This is a genomic window from Streptomyces sp. NPDC055013, assembly GCF_053608645.1.
The window spans coordinates 47,590-63,043 of the sequence record NZ_JBSGVW010000029.1 but is presented as its reverse complement, the minus strand read 5'-3'; the positions used below and the strand labels follow the sequence as shown (position 1 = coordinate 63,043).

Genomic DNA, 15,454 nt, shown 5'->3' with positions numbered 1-15,454 from the left:
CTCCTGCGCCCTCCTGCGCCCTCCTGCGTCCTTTTACGTCCGGATCAACGGCGCTCCGGCTCACTCCACTTGCGGGCCCGCAACGGCATCCCGGAGTCGCCGGAGTCGAGTGTCCTGACGGCCAGCACCTGGTTGACGCCGATGCGGTTGCGCTCGAAGGCGAGCACGCAGGCGGCCATGTACAGCCGCCAGACGCGGGCGCGTCCGACGCCGGTGAGCTTGACGGCCCGCGGCCAGTCGGCTTCCAGGTTGGCGACCCAGCGGCGCAGCGTCAGGGCGTAGTGCTCCCGGATCGACTCGACGTCACGCACCTCGAAACCGGCGCGTTCGAGTTGGGTGACGGTGACGCCGATGGGCTGGAGCTCGCCGTCGGGGAAGACATAGGCGTCGATGAACTCGTCGACCTCGTACGTCGATTCGTCCCGCTGGGGCCGGCGCCCGATCTGGTGGTTGAGCAGCCGTCCACCGGGCTTGAGCAGCCGGTGCAGTACGTCGGCGTACTCCAGGTACCGCTCGGCGCCGACGTGTTCGGCCATGCCGATGGAGGAGACCGCGTCGTACGGCCCGTCGTCGACGTCCCGGTAGTCCTGTACGCGGATCTCCGCCTTGTCGGTGAGTCCCTCGTCGGCGATGCGCTTGCGGGCGTAGGCCGCCTGCTCCTGGGAGAGGGTGACGCCGACGACGCTAACGCCGTACTCGCGGGCCGCGTGCATGGCCATGGAGCCCCAGCCACAGCCGACGTCGAGCAGCCGCAGGCCGGGCCGCAGGCCGAGCTTGCGGCAGACGAGGTCGAGCTTGTCGTGCTGGGCGGCCTCGAGGGTGCCGTGCGGGGGCGGGTCCGGCCAGTAGGCGCAGGAGTACACCATGGACGGGCCGAGGACGATCTCGTAGAAGTCGTTGCCGACGTCGTAGTGGTGGCTGATCGCGCGTCTGTCGGTGCGCTTGGTGTGCAGATGGGCACGGGCCCGGCGCACCTCCTCGGGAGGCGGCGCGGGCGGCAGCGGAAGTCCGCCGAGCTTGACGAGGCCGCGGACGGCGGCGCGTACGTCGGGGTCCCGGAGCGCCTGAGCCAGGCTGCGGGCATCCTCCCCGCGCTCCCACACGAGCCCCGCGAGCAGATCGAGTGCGGCGTACAGGTCGCCCTCGATGTCGAGGTCCCCGGCCACCCAGGCCCGGGCCGGCCCCAGCTCGCCGGGTTTCCACAACAGCCGCCGTACGGCGCGGCGGTTGCGTACGACGAGGGTCGGCGCGCCCGGCGGGCCCGTCTGCGAACCGTCCCAGGCGCGAATGCGCACCGGGAGCGGAACCCCCAGCAACTGTTCGAGCAGGCCCTTCAGCCGCACCGCGGCGTCTGGCATGGCGCACACCTCCGTGATGGGATCCCGGAATGTCCAACACCACGTAAACACCTGCAAGCCCCGCGCGCAGTCCCCCACGCGCGTCACAGCTGGGCAAACCCTGGGAAGGCGTACGCGACCGGCACCCGCGGAGGTCTCCCGGACAGCCCGAAGGGGGCCGCCCGCACCACGGATGGCGGGTGGCCCCCTTCGGGGTCGTTCAAGTGACCGGAGGTCAGGAGGCCTTGGCCTTCTCGCCCTTCTCGGCGCTGCTCGCGGGAGCGACGGGGGCCGGCTTCGCGGCCTCGTAGAACTCCTCGCGCGGGGACTCCAGCGCGCCCAGCGCCACGACCTCGCGCTTGAGGAACATGCCGAGGGTCCAGTCGGCGAAGACGCGGATCTTGCGGTTGAAGGTCGGCATCGCCATGCCGTGGTAGCCACGGTGCATGTACCAGGCGAGACGGCCCTTGAGCTTGATCTTCACCTTGCCCATGACGATCATCGCCACGCCCTTGTGGAGGCCGAGGCCCGCCACCGCGCCCTTGTTGGCGTGCGAGTAGTCCTTCTGCGGGAAGCCCCGCATACCGGAGATCACGTTGTCGCCGAGGATCTTGGCCTGACGCAGCGCGTGCTGGGCGTTCGGCGGGCACCAGGCGTTGGGGTTGCCGGCCTTGCGGCCGACGAGGTCCGGGACCTGGGCGTTGTCGCCGGCGGCCCAGATGTAGTCCGTGCCCGCGACCTGGAGGGTCGGCTCGCAGTCGACGTGACCGCGGGGGCCGAGCGGCAGGCCGAAGCGGGTGAGGGCCGGGTTCGGCTTGACGCCGGCCGTCCACACGATGGTGTTGGAGTCGACCTCGAGTCCGTTCTTCAGCACGACGTGGCCGTCGACGCAGGAGTCCATGGAGGTCGAGAGGTAGACCTCGACGCCACGGGCCTCCAGGTGCTCCTTGCCGTACTGGCCGAGCTTGGGGCCGACCTCGGGCAGGATCTTGTCGGCGGCGTCGACGAGGACGAACCGCATGTCCTCACGGGACACGCTGGTGTAGTACTTCGCCGCGTCGCGGGCCATGTCCTCGACCTCGCCGATGGTCTCCGCACCCGCGAAGCCGCCGCCGATGAAGACGAAGGTGAGCGCCTTGCGGCGGATCTCCTCGTCGGTCGTGGAGTCGGCCTTGTCGAGCTGCTCGAGGACGTGGTTGCGCAGGCCGATGGCCTCCTCGATGCCCTTCATGCCGATGCCCTGCTCGGCGAGGCCGGGGATCGGGAAGGTGCGGGAGACCGCGCCCATCGCGATGACCAGGTAGTCGAACGGCAGCTCGTACGCCTCGCCCACCAGCGGGGCGATCGTGGCGACCTTGCGGTCCTGGTCGATGGTGGTGACCCGGCCGGTGAGGACCTCCGCCTTGGGCAGCACGCGTCGCAGCGGGACGACGACGTGGCGCGGGGAGATGCTGCCGGCGGCGGTTTCGGGGAGGAAGGGCTGGTAGGTCATGTACGACCGGGGGTCGACGACCGTGACGGTCGCCTCTCCGTAGCGCATCTTCTTGAGGATGCGCCGAGCTGCGTACAGGCCTACGTACCCACCGCCTACTACGAGGATCCTGGGACGCTCCGTGGTGCTCATGCCATCGAGTATCCACCTGCCCCAGGGGGGTCGCTCGTGCGCCCCTTCACAAGCTCTTGCAGCCCCTGTGCTACACTCCCCGGCTCGCGTGACACAGGTCATGGTCACGATCGGGAACCGGGAAGCGATACGCCCCGTTGTCAATGCCGCGTGAGCTGCCTCTCTGTCGCTGCGGGGCCCCTGTGAGCGGTTCGGAACACCCTCGGACGAGAAGCTCCCAGGACCTCTCTACACCGGCCATCTGAACATGTTCAAGGGGCTGTTCACCCCTCGGAAGGGTCAACCGGCACCGTTCCGTGGTCCGACAGGGCCGAATTCCTTGTGAAGAACTTCACGAACTTTCTCGGACGGGCGCTCGCGGTGGGTCGGCGAGGACCCCGAAAGCTCCCTCAGAGGCGCTCATACGCTAGCCGACCTGCTCAACCGAAGCTACCCACCAGTAATGAATCGAGACCCGAGCCACTCTCGTGACGGCAAATCTGAGGCACCGTCACCCGGTCGGCCACACTCCGCGCGAAATTGATCAGAAGGCCACATAACGTGCAGCCATGATCACCTCACAGAAGGCGCCCCTGCGGGCTGCCAAGCGAATAGTCTCGGTCGGCGCTGCCCTCGGCATCGCCCTTGCACTGGGGACGGCTGCCGCATCCACTGCGGCAGCGACGCCCGCCGCCATGAACACCGCTGCCGTACAGTCCAGTCCGGCCCACGGCGGCCATGGCGACGACGGAGGGTGCAGCGGCCTCCTCGTCCTCCTCTGCAACTGACGGACAGCCCGCACGGGCTCAGAGGCAACGGCCCCGGTCCCTCTTCACGAGGTACCGGGGCCGTTCCGTGTCTTCGCGCATCCGCGGGTGCACCGCGGCTCCGTGGCCGGCTCCGCCCTACCGGGCCGCCTCCGCCACCTTGAAGGCGATGCCGTCCAGGATGTCGTGCTCGCTGACGACGACCTCCTCGGCGCCGATCCGTTCCATGATCGCGAGCAGCACCAGCGCGCCCGCCGCGATGACGTCAACTCGCCCCGGGTGCATGGACGGTACGGCCGCGCGCTCGGCGTGGGTGGAGCGCAGGAGCCGGTCGGTGATCTCGCGGACCCGGTCGTGGCCGATCCGGGAGTGGTGGATGCGGGCCGAGTCGTACTCGGGCAGGTCCTGCGCGATGGCCGACACCGTGGTGACCGAACCGGCGAGCCCCACCAGCGTCCTGGCCTCGCGCAGCGGCACCGTCTCCTCGGCGAGGTCGAGAGCCGCCTCGATGTCGGCCCGCATGGCCGCGATCTGCTCCTCGGAGGGCGGGTCGGAGACGACGCCGTCGCGGACCAGATGGCGCTCGGTCATCCGCACGCAGCCGACGTCCACGGAGCGTGCCGCGCGGACGTGCTCCTCGCCGACGACGAACTCGGTCGACCCGCCGCCGATGTCCACGACGAGGTAGGGCCGGTGCAGGTCCTCGCGCCCCACGAGCTCCTTCGTGGCGCCCGTGAAGGAGAACTCGGCCTCCTGGTCCCCGGTGACGACCTCGGGCTCGACGCCCAGGATGTCCATGACCCCGCCGACGAACTCGTCCCGGTTCTCGGCGTCCCGGGAGGCGGACGTGGCGACGAACCGCAGCCGCTCGGCGCCGTGCTCCTTGATGATCGCCGCGTAGTCACGGCAGGCGGCGAAGGTCCGCTCCAGCGCCTCGGGCGCGAGCCGCCCCGTGCGGTCGACGCCCTGACCGAGGCGCACGATGGTCATACGGCGGTCCAGGTCGACGAGTTCCCCGGTGTGCGGGTCGACGTCGGCCACGAGGAGCCGGATGGAGTTCGTACCGCAGTCGATGGCGGCGACGCGGGTCACCGGCCGCCCTCCTCGGACTTCCCGGACGCCTCGGACTTCTCCGGGAGCGTCACGCACGCGCCCTTGCTCCACCACTGCGGCAGCATCGCGATCGCCTCGTCCCCCAGCGGGTTCACCCCCGGGCCCGCGGCCAGCGAGTGCGCGACCAGCACATGGAGACACTTCACCCGGTCCGGCATGCCGCCCGCGCTCGGAAAGCCCGTCAGCTCCTCGATCTCGTCGCGCCGCCGGATGTAGTCCTCGTGCGCCGAGCGATACGCGGCGGCCAGCTCGGGGTCGGACTCCAGCCGGGCCGTCATCTCCTTCATCACGCCGTTCGCCTCCAGCGTGCCGATCGCCGACGACGCCTTCGGGCACGTCAGGTAGTACAGCGTCGGGAAGGGCGTGCCGTCGGGCAGCCGCGGGGCCGTCTCGACGACGTCCGGCTGCCCGCACGGGCACCGGTGCGCGATCGCGCGCAGCCCGCGCGGGGGACGCCCGAGCTGCTGCTTGAAGGCCTCGACGTCCGCGTCGGTGGGCTCGGTGCGCGGGGTGGGCGGCGGGGCGGTTTCCATGCCTGTCTTTCTGTCTGTTCTCGTCGGCGGTCTGTCGACCGGTCCGGACGATCGGTTCACTGGCGGGACGCGTCGGCCTTGTCGACCCCGTCCCAGATGTTCGCGTACCAGGGGCGGTCGGCCGCGCCCAGGTCGGCGCGCGACTGCTTGGCCGCGTCCGGGTCGATCACGACGTAGCCGGTCTCCCCCGGCATCACATAGTGCAGCCGCAGCCGGATCTGCTGCTCGGCGTAGGCGTCGTCCTGCCAGCGTGCCTTGACGTCGCGCAGTTCCTCGACCCGCTGGGCGGCCTCTTCCTTCTCCCGCTGCATGTCGGCGATCTCGGCGCGCTGGGAGACGTACTGCCTTATCGGGTAGGCGAGCGCCACGACCATGGAGCAGACGACCAGCGCGAGCAGCGCGGCACGTCCGGTGAGCCTGGAGCGCCGGGCCTGCCGCTTGGTCTGGGAGCGGTAGACGCGGGCCGCCGTCTGCTCGCCGAGCAACCGGATCCTGGTCGCGGTGGAGAACCGGTCCCGATCCTTGACGGCCATGTCCCGCCTCCCGTTTCACATGCGTACGTCCCCGCACACGGTACGGGACCGAGTACGGGGACGTACGTACGACTGGCTAAGGCTCACCCAAGGTTGGGCTCGGCCAGGTCAGCCCTTGAAGCGCGGGAACGCGCTGCGGCCGGCGTACACCGCCGCGTCGTCGAGGATCTCCTCGATGCGCAGCAGCTGGTTGTACTTGGCGACGCGCTCGGAGCGGGCCGGGGCGCCGGTCTTGATCTGGCCGCAGTTGGTGGCGACGGCCAGGTCGGCGATGGTGACGTCCTCGGTCTCGCCGGAGCGGTGGGACATCATGCACTTGAAGCCGCTGCGCTGGGCCAGCTCGACGGCGTCCAGCGTCTCGGTGAGGGAGCCGATCTGGTTCACCTTCACCAGCAGGGCGTTGGCCGCGCCCTCGTCGATGCCGCGGGCGAGGCGCTCGGGGTTGGTGACGAACAGGTCGTCGCCGACGAGCTGGACCCTGTCACCGAGCCTGTCGGTGATGGTCTTCCAGCCGTCCCAGTCGTCCTCGAACAGCGGGTCCTCGATGGAGACGAGCGGGTACGCGTCGACGAGCTCCGCGTAGTACTCGGTCATCTCGGCGGCCGAGCGGTCCTTGCCCTCGAAGGTGTAGACGCCGTCCTTGTAGAACTCGGACGCGGCGACGTCGAGCGCGAGGGCGATCTGCTCGCCGGGGGTGTAGCCGGCCTCCTTGATCGCCTCCAGGATGAGGTCGAGGGCCTCGCGGTTGGAACCGAGGTTCGGGGCGAAGCCGCCCTCGTCGCCGAGGCCGGTGGCCAGACCCTTGCTCTTCAGGACCTTCTTCAGCGTGTGGTAGACCTCGGCGCCCCAGCGCAGGGCCTCGGAGAAGGACTCCGCGCCGATCGGGGCGATCATGAACTCCTGGATGTCCACGTTGGAGTCGGCGTGCGAGCCGCCGTTCAGGATGTTCATCATCGGCACCGGCAGCAGGTGCGCGTTGGGGCCGCCCAGGTAGCGGAACAGCGGGAGGTCGCTGGCCTCGGAGGCGGCGTGGGCGACGGCGAGCGAGACGCCGAGGATGGCGTTGGCGCCGAGGGAGCCCTTGTTGTCGGTGGCGTCCAGGTCGAACATCGCCTGGTCGATCAGGCGCTGCTCGGTGGCGTCGTAGCCGACGAGCTCCGGGCCGATCTGCTCGATGACGGCGAGGACGGCCTTCTCCACGCCCTTGCCGAGGTAGCGGTTCGAGTCACCGTCGCGGAGCTCGATGGCCTCGAAGGCGCCCGTCGAAGCGCCGGACGGAACGGCGGCACGACCCGTGCTGCCGTCGTCGAGGCCGACCTCGACCTCGACCGTGGGATTGCCTCGGGAGTCCAGGATTTCCCGGGCTACGACGACGTCGATGGACGGCACGAGTATCTCCTTCTTGGGATGTGAAGCACTGTGTCGCTGGTGGTGCGGGGCTGTGAGCCTTGCGACTAGAGCCTAACCGCCCCGGGGACATCGGCAGCCGACCGACCGTCCCGTGGACAGGACCGAACCGTACCCATTGTTCCCTACCGGAACAAAGGGTGGGTGACCAACAGGGAAAGAAAAAGCCCCGCCCCGGTGCGTACGGGGGAACACGCACCGGAGCGGGGAGCCCGTGGGGGACGGGGGTGACCCTCACGAGGTCTTCAATATGAGTTCCACGGATGTGAGGGCCCTGTGGTTCAGCTGGTGGCCGCGTATTACTTCAGGTGCAGCTGCTGACCCGGGTAGATCAGGTCGGCGTCCTCGACGATGTCCTTGTTCAGCTGGAAGAGCTTCTCCCAGCCGCCCTTGACCTTCTTCTCCGCGGCGATCGAGCTGAGGGTGTCACCCGTGGCGACCTTGTACTCGCCGTCGCCCTTCTTGACCTTCTTGCCGGTCGGGGTGGTGACGGTCTTGGTCGACTTCTTCTCGGCCGCCGGACGCTCGGCGGAGCGGGAGGCCGGCTGCTCCTCGGTGGCGCGGGGGGCGGACTCGGTGCTCTGCGAGGAGCCGGAGCCGCTGTACGCGGCGCTCGACAGGCCGGTGCCGCAGTGCGGCCAGGCGCCCTTGCCCTGGCCCGCGAGGACCTTCTCGGCGATCTCGATCTGCTGGGCCTTGGTGGCCTTGTCGGCGGTGGCGGCGTACGCCGTGCCGCCGTACGCGGCCCAGGTGGAGGCGGAGAACTGCAGACCGCCGTAGTAGCCGTTGCCGGTGTTGATGGACCAGTTGCCGCCGGCCTCGCACTGGGCGACGGCGTCCCACTCGGAGGCGGTGGCGGCGGAGGCGCTGCCGGCCGCCATCAGCGGGGCGGCGACGGCGGCGGCGCCGGTGACGCCGACGACGGCTATGGCGCGAGCGGCCTTGGACGGACGACGGTGCTTGCCCTTGCTGGAAAACAGCATGGTGGATCCCCTCACCGACGCCTGCGAGGTGAGCTGTCGGGTTCGGGCCGGTTGAGTTGCCCGGCCGCGCTCGTCTGCCTTTCGGCTCGCGTTGCGCGGCTTCACCCCGAGCCGGCTCCGGCGTGCGGCCCCGAAGGGCCTCAACTGCCGGACCCGGCACTTACCTTGGGTCCCCCGCTCCTGCCTACGGCGCTTGACGCGACGACTGTTCCCGTGCGGCCGCTGGCAGGATTCGGCGTTGCGGCAGCCGGGGCTCGCGGTGACGAGCGATCACGACCGTAGACACCCGATTCCCGGAATTACAAAGACGATCAGGGCTTCTGAGATCTATCTCTCACTGCATTCAAAACGGACATTCAGGTGCGAAAGGTGACGCGAACTCCCGCTGCTTTTCGCCCCGTTCGGCCCTTATTCGACGGGGACGTCCAGGGTCTGACCGGGGGCGATGTCGTTCGCATCGCCGCCGATGGCGCCCTCGTTCGCGTCGTACAGCGCCCGCCACCCGCCGTCGAGGTCAAGGGAGTCGGCGATGGAGGCCAGAGTGTCGCCGGCGCGGACCTTGTACGAGGCATGGCGGCCGGAGGTCCCGGCGGCCGGGTCGGCGGCCTCACTCTCGTCGGCACTGGACCCACGGTGACGACCCGCGCCGGCGTCCTCGCCGGTGAACGCACTGGTGTCGACGAGGCTCCAGGCGCCCACATCTTGCACCCAGTTGTCCTGATTGTCCCCGTCCGAGGTCTCCACGGGAGAGCTGTCGGGCGACTGCGAGGCCTTGCCGTCAGGTGACGCGTCAGGCTTCGCCGAGCTGTCCGCCTTGGACGACGAGGAAGGGGAGGAAGAGGGAGAAGAGGATGAATCCCGGGGCGATTCGGACGAAGCGCTGGGGGATTCACTCGACGAGCTCGACGGGCCGTCGGTCGCGTCCGACGAGTTCGAGGAACCCGAAGGGTCAGACGAATTGGACGAACTCGACGAGTCGGACGAATCGAGCAAGCCGGAGGATCCGGACACCTCGGAGGGCGAGTCGTCCTCCACTCCGGTGTCGAGGTCGACCAAACCGTTCTTCGGGGTGAGCCCGTTGAGCACCGCACAGGTACCCCAGGGCTTGGTTCCCTGGTCGGCGAGGAGGGCCTGCGCCACGGCGATCTGCTGGGAGCGGCTCGCCAGGTCGGGGCGCGGGGCGTAGTCGAGGCCGCCGTACTGCTCCCAGTCGTCCTGGGTCAGCTGCAGGCCGCCGTAGCGCCCGTTGCCCTCGTCCGTGCTCCAGGAGCCGCCGCTCTCGCACTCGGCCACCTTGTCCCACACGCTGCCGTCGGCTGCGCCGGCGCTCGTGGCGCCGAGCAGCGGGATGGCGATGGCGGACCCGGTCACTCCGGCCGCGACGAGGAGAGCCGGGGCCTGACGGGGGCGACGGTGACGACCGTTCCCGGAGAGCATGCGGGGACCTTTCACGAGGCAGCAGTGACCGCGGCGCATGAAACCTCGACGCCGTCGTTGATCCGTGAACGTATAGGCAGACGATCACTTGTCACAAGTTAATGCCGCGTAGATCACGTGAAGATCACAAAATTGAGCGCGTGTCACGTTTGACTGGGTGGACGCACTCACTCAACTGGTGTGAAATCCACCGGAAGTGTACGCAGCCCGCGCATGATGAGACCTCCGCGCCACCTCAACTCCCCCGGATCCACGGCGAGTCGGAGATCCGGGAGACGGGTGAGGAGCGTGGCGAGAGCCGTCTGGCCCTCCAGTCGGGCCAGCGGGGCGCCGAGGCAGTAGTGGATGCCGTGGCCGTAGCCGAGGTGCTGGTTGTCGCGGCGACCGAGGTCGAGGACGTCGGGGTCGGCGAACCGCTCCGGGTCACGGTCGGCGGCGGCCAGGACGACGAGAACGGGGTCGCCGGCCGCGATGTCCTGCCCGCCGATGGTGAGCGGCTCGGTGGCGAAACGCCAGGTGGCGAGCTCGACGGGGCCGTCGTAGCGCAGGAGTTCCTCCACACCGGTTTCGAGGAGGCCGGTCTCCTCGGCGGCGAGGGACGTCTGCAGGCGGGCGCGTTGCTCGGGGTGGGTGAGCAGCGCGTAGACGCCGTTGCCGATCAGATTCACGGTCGTCTCAAAACCGGCAAAAAGGAGGATGAAGGCCATCGCAGCGGCCTCGTTCTCGGTGAGGTGCTCTCCGTGGTCGGAGGCCCGGATGAGACCGGAGATGAGGTCCTCACCGGGCGTGGGTTCCTCGGGCAGGGCTTCCCGCTTGCGGTGGATGAGGTCGGCCAGATAGCCGCGCATCTTCTTCACCGACCGTGCGACACCGCCGCGAGGGCCGCCCTGGTGGCGGATCATCATGCCCGCCCAGTCCCGGAAGTCGTCCTGGTCCTCGCGGGGGACGCCGAGCAAGTCGCAGATGGCGTAGATGGGGAGCGGGAAGGCGAACTCGTGGATGAGGTCGGCGCTCCCCTTCGCCGCGAACTGGTCGATCAGACGGTCCGTGAGCTCCTGCACCCGAGACTCGAACTCGGCGACCCTGCGGGGCGTGAAGGCCTTGGAGACGAGCCTGCGCAGCCTGGTGTGGTCCGGCGGGTCGATGTTGAGCAGATGCGTCATGAGCTCGGCCTTGCGTTCCCCGGGGATGCCGGTCTTGCCCTTGGCGTGCGCGGGCTCGTCGTGGTGGGCCGGGTTCTTGGAGAGCCGGTTGTCGGCGAGGGTCTGCTTGGCATCGGCGTACCGGGTGACCAGCCAGGCCTCCACGCCGCTGGGCAGCCGGGTCCGGTGGACCGGGGCGTGCTCGCGGAGCCAGGCGTAGGCGGGGTACGGGTCGGTCGCGAACTCCCAGGTGAAGAGGTCGGGAGGGTCGGTGGGGCCGGGTGTGGTGCCGGTGGGGGTGGGCTGGTTGGTCACTCCCTGACGGTATCCGTTGCCAGTCCGGCCCCCGCTCCCTGTTCCGGCCCCCGTCGCCCTGTCACCGGCCCCTCTCTCCCTACTGAGGGGACACCCCCTCGGCGGCCCGCACCGCGTCCCGGTAGGTCCGAGCCGCGACTCTCAGGGCCGCCTCCGGGTCCACCCCGGCGGCCTCCGCGCGGACCGCCATCGCGAGGAGCTCGTAGCCGAGGCCGTCCCCCGTCGGCAGGGGCACCTCCAGGCCTGCCGTACGCACCCGGGAGGCCAGCTTCGCGGCCAGTGCCAGGCCCGGCTGTCCCAGCGGGATTCCGTCCGTCACCGACTCGCGCTGCTTCTCCGCCGCCTTCGTGCGCAGCCAGTGCTCCTTGACCTCCTCGGGGGTCGTCGCCGTCTCGTCGCCGAAGACGTGCGGGTGGCGGTGGATGAGCTTGGTGACGATGCCGCCGGCCACGTCGTCGATGGAGAAGGGGGACTCCGGGTCCTCCTCGGCTATCCGGGCATGGAAGACGACCTGCAGCAGGACGTCGCCCAGTTCCTCGCGGAGTTCGTCGCGGTCGCCGTCCTCGATCGCCTCGACGAGTTCGTAGGCCTCCTCGATGCCGTACTTCGCGAGGCCCTTGTGGGTCTGCTGGGAGGACCACGGGCACTCTAGGCGGATGCGGTCCATGACCTGGACCAGGTCGAGGAGTCGGGCGCCGGGCAGGTCGTAGGAGGCGGGGAGCAGTTCCAGGTCCGGCATGCTGACGCGTCCGGAGCCCGCGAGGCGTGCCAGGCCGTCCGTCAGGGCCGGCTCGCCCTCGCCCGTCGCCACGACCACGACCGTGCGGCCGCCTCCGCACGCGTCGATCAGCTGCTCGGCGGTCGGAGCGTTCTCGTCGACCGCTATGCCTGCCTCGCGCAGATACGGCAGCTGGGGGTGCGCGCCGTCCGCGCACAGCACACGGTCGGCCGCGTGCAGCGCCTGCCAGGCGGGCCAGGACAGCAGGCCGGGCGCGACACGGTGGCTGGTGGTGAGCAGGACGATGCGGCCGGGGGCGGCTTCGGGACTGGTTGCGTTCACGATCCGAACGTAACCCACGTCACCGACAGCGCCCCGAGTTGTCCACAGGCAGCGCGGCTGCCCCGCCGCTACGCCGTCTGCTGCGTCCCCGTCGCCGTCACCTCGCGCACCCACGGCGTCTTCGCGTCCGCCCGCCCGCTCTTTTGGACGTCCCAGGTGCCGTAACGCGGGTTGAGGTCGATGTCGAGCTTCTTGGACGCCTCGGCCAGGGCGTTCCAGAAGGCGGGCTTGCCGGTGTCGGTGCCGAGGGAGGTGGCGAGTTTCTGGGCCTCGAGCTGGAGGCGGAGGTTCTCGTCGAGGCGCTGCGGCGGGATGCCGTACTGCTGGAGCCAGGCCGTCTCCAGCGCCTTGGCGCCACCGACCTGCTTCTCCAGGCCGCCGCGCATTTCCTGGAGCTCCTTGCGGGTGACGGTCACGCCCGCGTCCTGGGCGGCCCGGTGCAGCACCTGGTCGAGAACCATGGTGTGCAGGACGTCCCGCGGGAGGGTGCCGGACTTGGCGATGACCTGCGCGTACTGGGCGTCGTCGGGGACGGCCTCGCGCTGTGCGGCGCGTACCTCGCCGACCCGGTCCTCCAGCTGCGCGACGGTGATCCGCTGGCCGCCCACGACGGCCGCCGCACCGGGATGCGCGTCGCTTCCGCAGGCGGTCAGCAGGGGCGCCGCGGCGATCGCGGCGGAGAGAAGGAGCGCGGTACGACGGCGGCGGTGCAATGAGACCTCCTGGGGGGAGCTTGTGCGGCGGTGCACAAAGTCTTGCGGTGATCGATGGTAGGCAGTGGGCAAGCTCTGGCCAACCCATTCGACCAACGATTCGCCAGGACTTCGGGCACCGAAGCACCCCCGCCCGGCCCACCGGCGCCGGGAGCCGGGCAGCGGGCAGGACCTAGCCGCGCACCTGCCCCAGCCACTGCAAGGTCCGCCGTACCTCCGTCGCGAGCGGGTGGCCGGGGCCGTGCAGGCGTTCCACGTCGTGCAGCAGGCGGGCCAGGGTGTCGTGGGCGGCGGGCCGGTCGCCCAGGGCGAGCAGGAGGTGGCCGATGCGGCGGCGGACGTCGTGGGCGAGCTGGGGGTCGCCGGAGACGTACTGGTTCTCGTAGTACGGCAGCAGTTGGCGGTACTCGGCGAGCGCGGCCGCGGGTTCGCCGAGCTGTTCCAGGCACTGGGCGGCGTCGTAGCGAAAGCGCAGGGACTGCGGGTCGGCCTGGCCGGCCTCGGCAGCGCGCTCGTCGGCGAGGCGGCGCAGCTCCGGCAGCGCGCGCCGGTACTGGCCGTCGTCCATGAGCGTGGCCGCGTACTGCTTGCGCAGGCTGCGCACGACCGGGGAGTGCTCGCCGTGCTGTTCGGCGGCGGCGGGCAGGATCGAGCCGAGGATGTCGACGGCCTGGGTGATACGGCCCTCGCCGAGGAGGCGCTTGACCTCGTCGACGGCGCGCGCGACGTCCGGCTTGTCGGTGGCGGGCGGGCCGGGTGTGGCCGGGGCGGGCTGCGGCGCGGGAGTGCGGGCGCGGTCCGGCCAGGGTGCGTGCGGGCGCAGGAAGGGGCGCGTGGGGTCGAGGGGTGAGCCGGTGGGCGTGCCGCGCGCGGGCAGGAGGGGCGCCAGATCCTCGTACACCTCCTGGGCGGAGGCGGGGCGCTGCTGCGGGTCCTTCGTGAGCAGGCGCAGGACCACGGCCTCGAGTGCCTCGGGGACCTCGGGGCGGATACGGCGCACGGGCAGCGGCGGTTCGTACAGGTGCCGATGCAGCACGCCGAGCGCGGTCGAGCCGGAGAACGGCACGTCGCCGCTGAGGAGTTCGTGCAGGACCACGCCGAGCGCATACAGGTCGGTGTACGGGCCGACCGCGCCGCCCATCGCCTGCTCGGGGGCCATGTAGGCGGGCGAGCCGATGGGGGTGCCGGTGTGGGTGAGGCGGGTGGTGTCGGCGTCCATGACGGAGGCGACGCCGAGGTCGAGGACGGTGACGGTGCCGTCCTGCTTCACCATCACGTTGCGCGGCTTGAGGTCGCGGTGGACGATCGGCACGGCGTGCACGGCGCTCAGAACGGCGCACAGTTGCGCGGCGACCGCCACGGCCCACTGCCAGGGGTAGGGGTCGTGCTCGGCGAGATGGCCGGCGAGGTCGACGCCGTCGACGTACTGCATGACGAGGAACAGTTCCTCGCCCGCGCTGCCCGCGTCGTGCACGGTGACGAGCCCGGGATGGTCGACCTGCGCGGTGACCCGGCACTCTCGCTCGAACCGGCGGCGCAGTTCGCCCGCCTCCTGCCCGGCCACCTTGTCGGGTCGCAGCAGCTTCACGGCCACGCGCCGGTCGAGCCGCTGGTCGTACGCCGTCCAGACCTGTCCCATGCCGCCCTGTCCGATGAGCGTGGACAGTTCATAGCGGTCGGCGACGACACGTCCTGTCGTCACGGTCACCTGTCGCCCTCGTGGGTGCCGTCCTGGCGGCCGTCGTGCTTGCGCAGGTAGTCACTGAGCTCGTCGAGCTCGGCACGCACCTGGTCGATGCGCGCGGGCGCGGGGCGCTGCGGGGGCGGCGGGACGGGGGTCCGGGGCATCGGCGTCTGGGACGCCGGGGTCTGGGACGTCGGGGTCTGGGGGCCCGGTGCCTGGGGTATCGGCGTCCGGGGTATCGGCGTCGACTGCGGCACCGTCGTGGCGGTGTACGGCGACCCGGCCTGCGGATAGCCGTAGGACTGGGACGGGACGGAGGGCCGCTGGGCGCTGTAGCCCGGAAAGCGGAGCTGGTGGAAGTGGCGTATGTCCGCGGAGAGGTAGTACGCGATCGCGGCCACGAGGCCGCCCAGGAGGAGGGCGAGGCCCAACCAGCCGCCCGCGGTGTGGATCTCGTCGCCGGGCTCGGAGCCGATCATGTACAGGCCGAGGAACTCCACCACGATCGACGCCGCGAACAGGCCCCAGTCGAGGGGCTTGCGGGTCACGATGGCCAGCCGCAGCATCATCGTCCACGTCAGCAGGCCGAAGCTCAGCACCGAGATCACGACGAACAGCAGGCGCAGGAAGACCAGCCACCCGGTGGGCGGCGGCTGCTTCACCGGCTGCGTGTAGCCGTGGCCTTGCATGGCTGCTCCTGATGCCTGAAGTGGGCGTACGGACGGCCGGTCCTGCCCGGTGCGGGGCAACCTCGGTCGTGCGATTGTCGCTTCGAGCGTATAGGCCGACACCGACATACGGTCACCGGTTGTACCGAACCGTTGCCG

At 70.3% G+C, this 15,454-nt stretch carries 14 protein-coding genes and 1 riboswitch; of the genes, 1 reads left to right on the top strand and 13 read right to left on the bottom strand.

Annotated features, from left to right (window positions below; translation table 11 throughout):
• Positions 1 to 44: 44 nt before the first annotated feature.
• The gene (locus ACWGDB_RS29925; protein WP_453825282.1) at positions 45 to 1,358 is read right to left on the bottom strand and encodes a class I SAM-dependent methyltransferase; all 1,314 of its coding nucleotides are present in this window, start codon (positions 1,356 to 1,358) and stop codon (positions 45 to 47) included.
• A 214-nt stretch (positions 1,359 to 1,572) separates the two neighbouring features.
• Positions 1,573 to 2,961, bottom strand: a complete 1,389-nt coding sequence (locus tag ACWGDB_RS29920) for an NAD(P)/FAD-dependent oxidoreductase (protein ID WP_453825281.1) — start codon at positions 2,959 to 2,961, stop codon at positions 1,573 to 1,575.
• Positions 2,962 to 3,509: 548 nt separating this feature from the next.
• Between ACWGDB_RS29920 and ACWGDB_RS29915 the strand changes: the two genes are divergently transcribed.
• Complete coding sequence (locus tag ACWGDB_RS29915; RefSeq protein ID WP_383613490.1) at positions 3,510 to 3,728, top strand: hypothetical protein; 219 nt, start codon at positions 3,510 to 3,512, stop codon at positions 3,726 to 3,728.
• Between the two features lie 117 nt (positions 3,729 to 3,845).
• Here ACWGDB_RS29915 and ACWGDB_RS29910 read toward each other — a convergent pair whose 3' ends face one another.
• From ACWGDB_RS29910 to ACWGDB_RS29860, 11 genes are all read right to left on the bottom strand, one after another.
• Positions 3,846 to 4,799: a Ppx/GppA phosphatase family protein gene (locus ACWGDB_RS29910; protein ID WP_453825280.1), complete on the bottom strand. Its 954-nt coding sequence runs from the start codon at positions 4,797 to 4,799 to the stop codon at positions 3,846 to 3,848.
• Entirely contained in the window at positions 4,796 to 5,353 is a 558-nt protein-coding gene (locus ACWGDB_RS29905; RefSeq protein ID WP_383613496.1) for a DUF501 domain-containing protein, read from the bottom strand. The genes ACWGDB_RS29910 and ACWGDB_RS29905 overlap by 4 nt, the downstream gene beginning before the upstream one ends.
• 56 nt (positions 5,354 to 5,409) lie before the next feature.
• A complete protein-coding gene (locus tag ACWGDB_RS29900; RefSeq protein ID WP_453825279.1) occupies positions 5,410 to 5,886 on the bottom strand; it encodes an FtsB family cell division protein in 477 nt (158 codons plus the stop codon).
• 108 nt (positions 5,887 to 5,994) lie between these two features.
• Positions 5,995 to 7,275 (bottom strand): phosphopyruvate hydratase, encoded by a 1,281-nt coding sequence (gene eno / locus ACWGDB_RS29895; protein WP_453825278.1) that lies wholly within the window; start codon positions 7,273 to 7,275, stop codon positions 5,995 to 5,997.
• A 317-nt stretch (positions 7,276 to 7,592) separates the two neighbouring features.
• Positions 7,593 to 8,276 carry a transglycosylase family protein gene (locus tag ACWGDB_RS29890; RefSeq protein ID WP_453825277.1) on the bottom strand — a complete coding sequence of 228 codons (684 nt, stop codon included), beginning with the start codon at positions 8,274 to 8,276 and terminating at the stop codon, positions 7,593 to 7,595.
• A 3-nt stretch (positions 8,277 to 8,279) separates the two neighbouring features.
• Positions 8,280 to 8,478, bottom strand: a riboswitch (cyclic di-AMP (ydaO/yuaA leader).
• A 206-nt stretch (positions 8,479 to 8,684) separates the two neighbouring features.
• On the bottom strand, positions 8,685 to 9,713 hold the full coding sequence (locus ACWGDB_RS29885) for a transglycosylase family protein (RefSeq protein WP_453825276.1): 1,029 nt from the start codon (positions 9,711 to 9,713) through the stop codon (positions 8,685 to 8,687).
• Positions 9,714 to 9,880: 167 nt separating this feature from the next.
• Entirely contained in the window at positions 9,881 to 11,170 is a 1,290-nt protein-coding gene (locus ACWGDB_RS29880) for a cytochrome P450 family protein (protein WP_453825275.1), read from the bottom strand.
• A 79-nt stretch (positions 11,171 to 11,249) separates the two neighbouring features.
• A complete protein-coding gene (locus tag ACWGDB_RS29875; protein ID WP_383613514.1) occupies positions 11,250 to 12,230 on the bottom strand; it encodes a nucleoside triphosphate pyrophosphohydrolase in 981 nt (326 codons plus the stop codon).
• Between the two features lie 68 nt (positions 12,231 to 12,298).
• Complete coding sequence (locus ACWGDB_RS29870; protein WP_453825274.1) at positions 12,299 to 12,943, bottom strand: SurA N-terminal domain-containing protein; 645 nt, start codon at positions 12,941 to 12,943, stop codon at positions 12,299 to 12,301.
• A 172-nt stretch (positions 12,944 to 13,115) separates the two neighbouring features.
• The gene (locus ACWGDB_RS29865; RefSeq protein WP_453825337.1) at positions 13,116 to 14,609 is read right to left on the bottom strand and encodes a protein kinase domain-containing protein; all 1,494 of its coding nucleotides are present in this window, start codon (positions 14,607 to 14,609) and stop codon (positions 13,116 to 13,118) included.
• Between the two features lie 38 nt (positions 14,610 to 14,647).
• On the bottom strand, positions 14,648 to 15,316 hold the full coding sequence (locus tag ACWGDB_RS29860; protein ID WP_453825273.1) for a hypothetical protein: 669 nt from the start codon (positions 15,314 to 15,316) through the stop codon (positions 14,648 to 14,650).
• Positions 15,317 to 15,454: the final 138 nt, after the last annotated feature.

Excerpts from the sequence above, each read along its gene's own strand:
- ACWGDB_RS29915 (WP_383613490.1), top strand. The coding sequence starts at position 3,510 with ATGATCACCTCACAGAAGGCGCCCCTGCGGGCTGCCAAGCGAATAGTC.
- ACWGDB_RS29900 (WP_453825279.1), bottom strand. The coding sequence starts at position 5,886 with ATGGCCGTCAAGGATCGGGACCGGTTCTCCACCGCGACCAGGATCCGG.
- ACWGDB_RS29905 (WP_383613496.1), bottom strand. The coding sequence starts at position 5,353 with ATGGAAACCGCCCCGCCGCCCACCCCGCGCACCGAGCCCACCGACGCG.
- ACWGDB_RS29890 (WP_453825277.1), bottom strand. The coding sequence starts at position 8,276 with ATGCTGTTTTCCAGCAAGGGCAAGCACCGTCGTCCGTCCAAGGCCGCT.
- ACWGDB_RS29860 (WP_453825273.1), bottom strand. The coding sequence starts at position 15,316 with ATGCAAGGCCACGGCTACACGCAGCCGGTGAAGCAGCCGCCGCCCACC.
- ACWGDB_RS29925 (WP_453825282.1), bottom strand. The coding sequence starts at position 1,358 with ATGCCAGACGCCGCGGTGCGGCTGAAGGGCCTGCTCGAACAGTTGCTG.
- ACWGDB_RS29920 (WP_453825281.1), bottom strand. The coding sequence starts at position 2,961 with ATGAGCACCACGGAGCGTCCCAGGATCCTCGTAGTAGGCGGTGGGTAC.
- ACWGDB_RS29885 (WP_453825276.1), bottom strand. The coding sequence starts at position 9,713 with ATGCTCTCCGGGAACGGTCGTCACCGTCGCCCCCGTCAGGCCCCGGCT.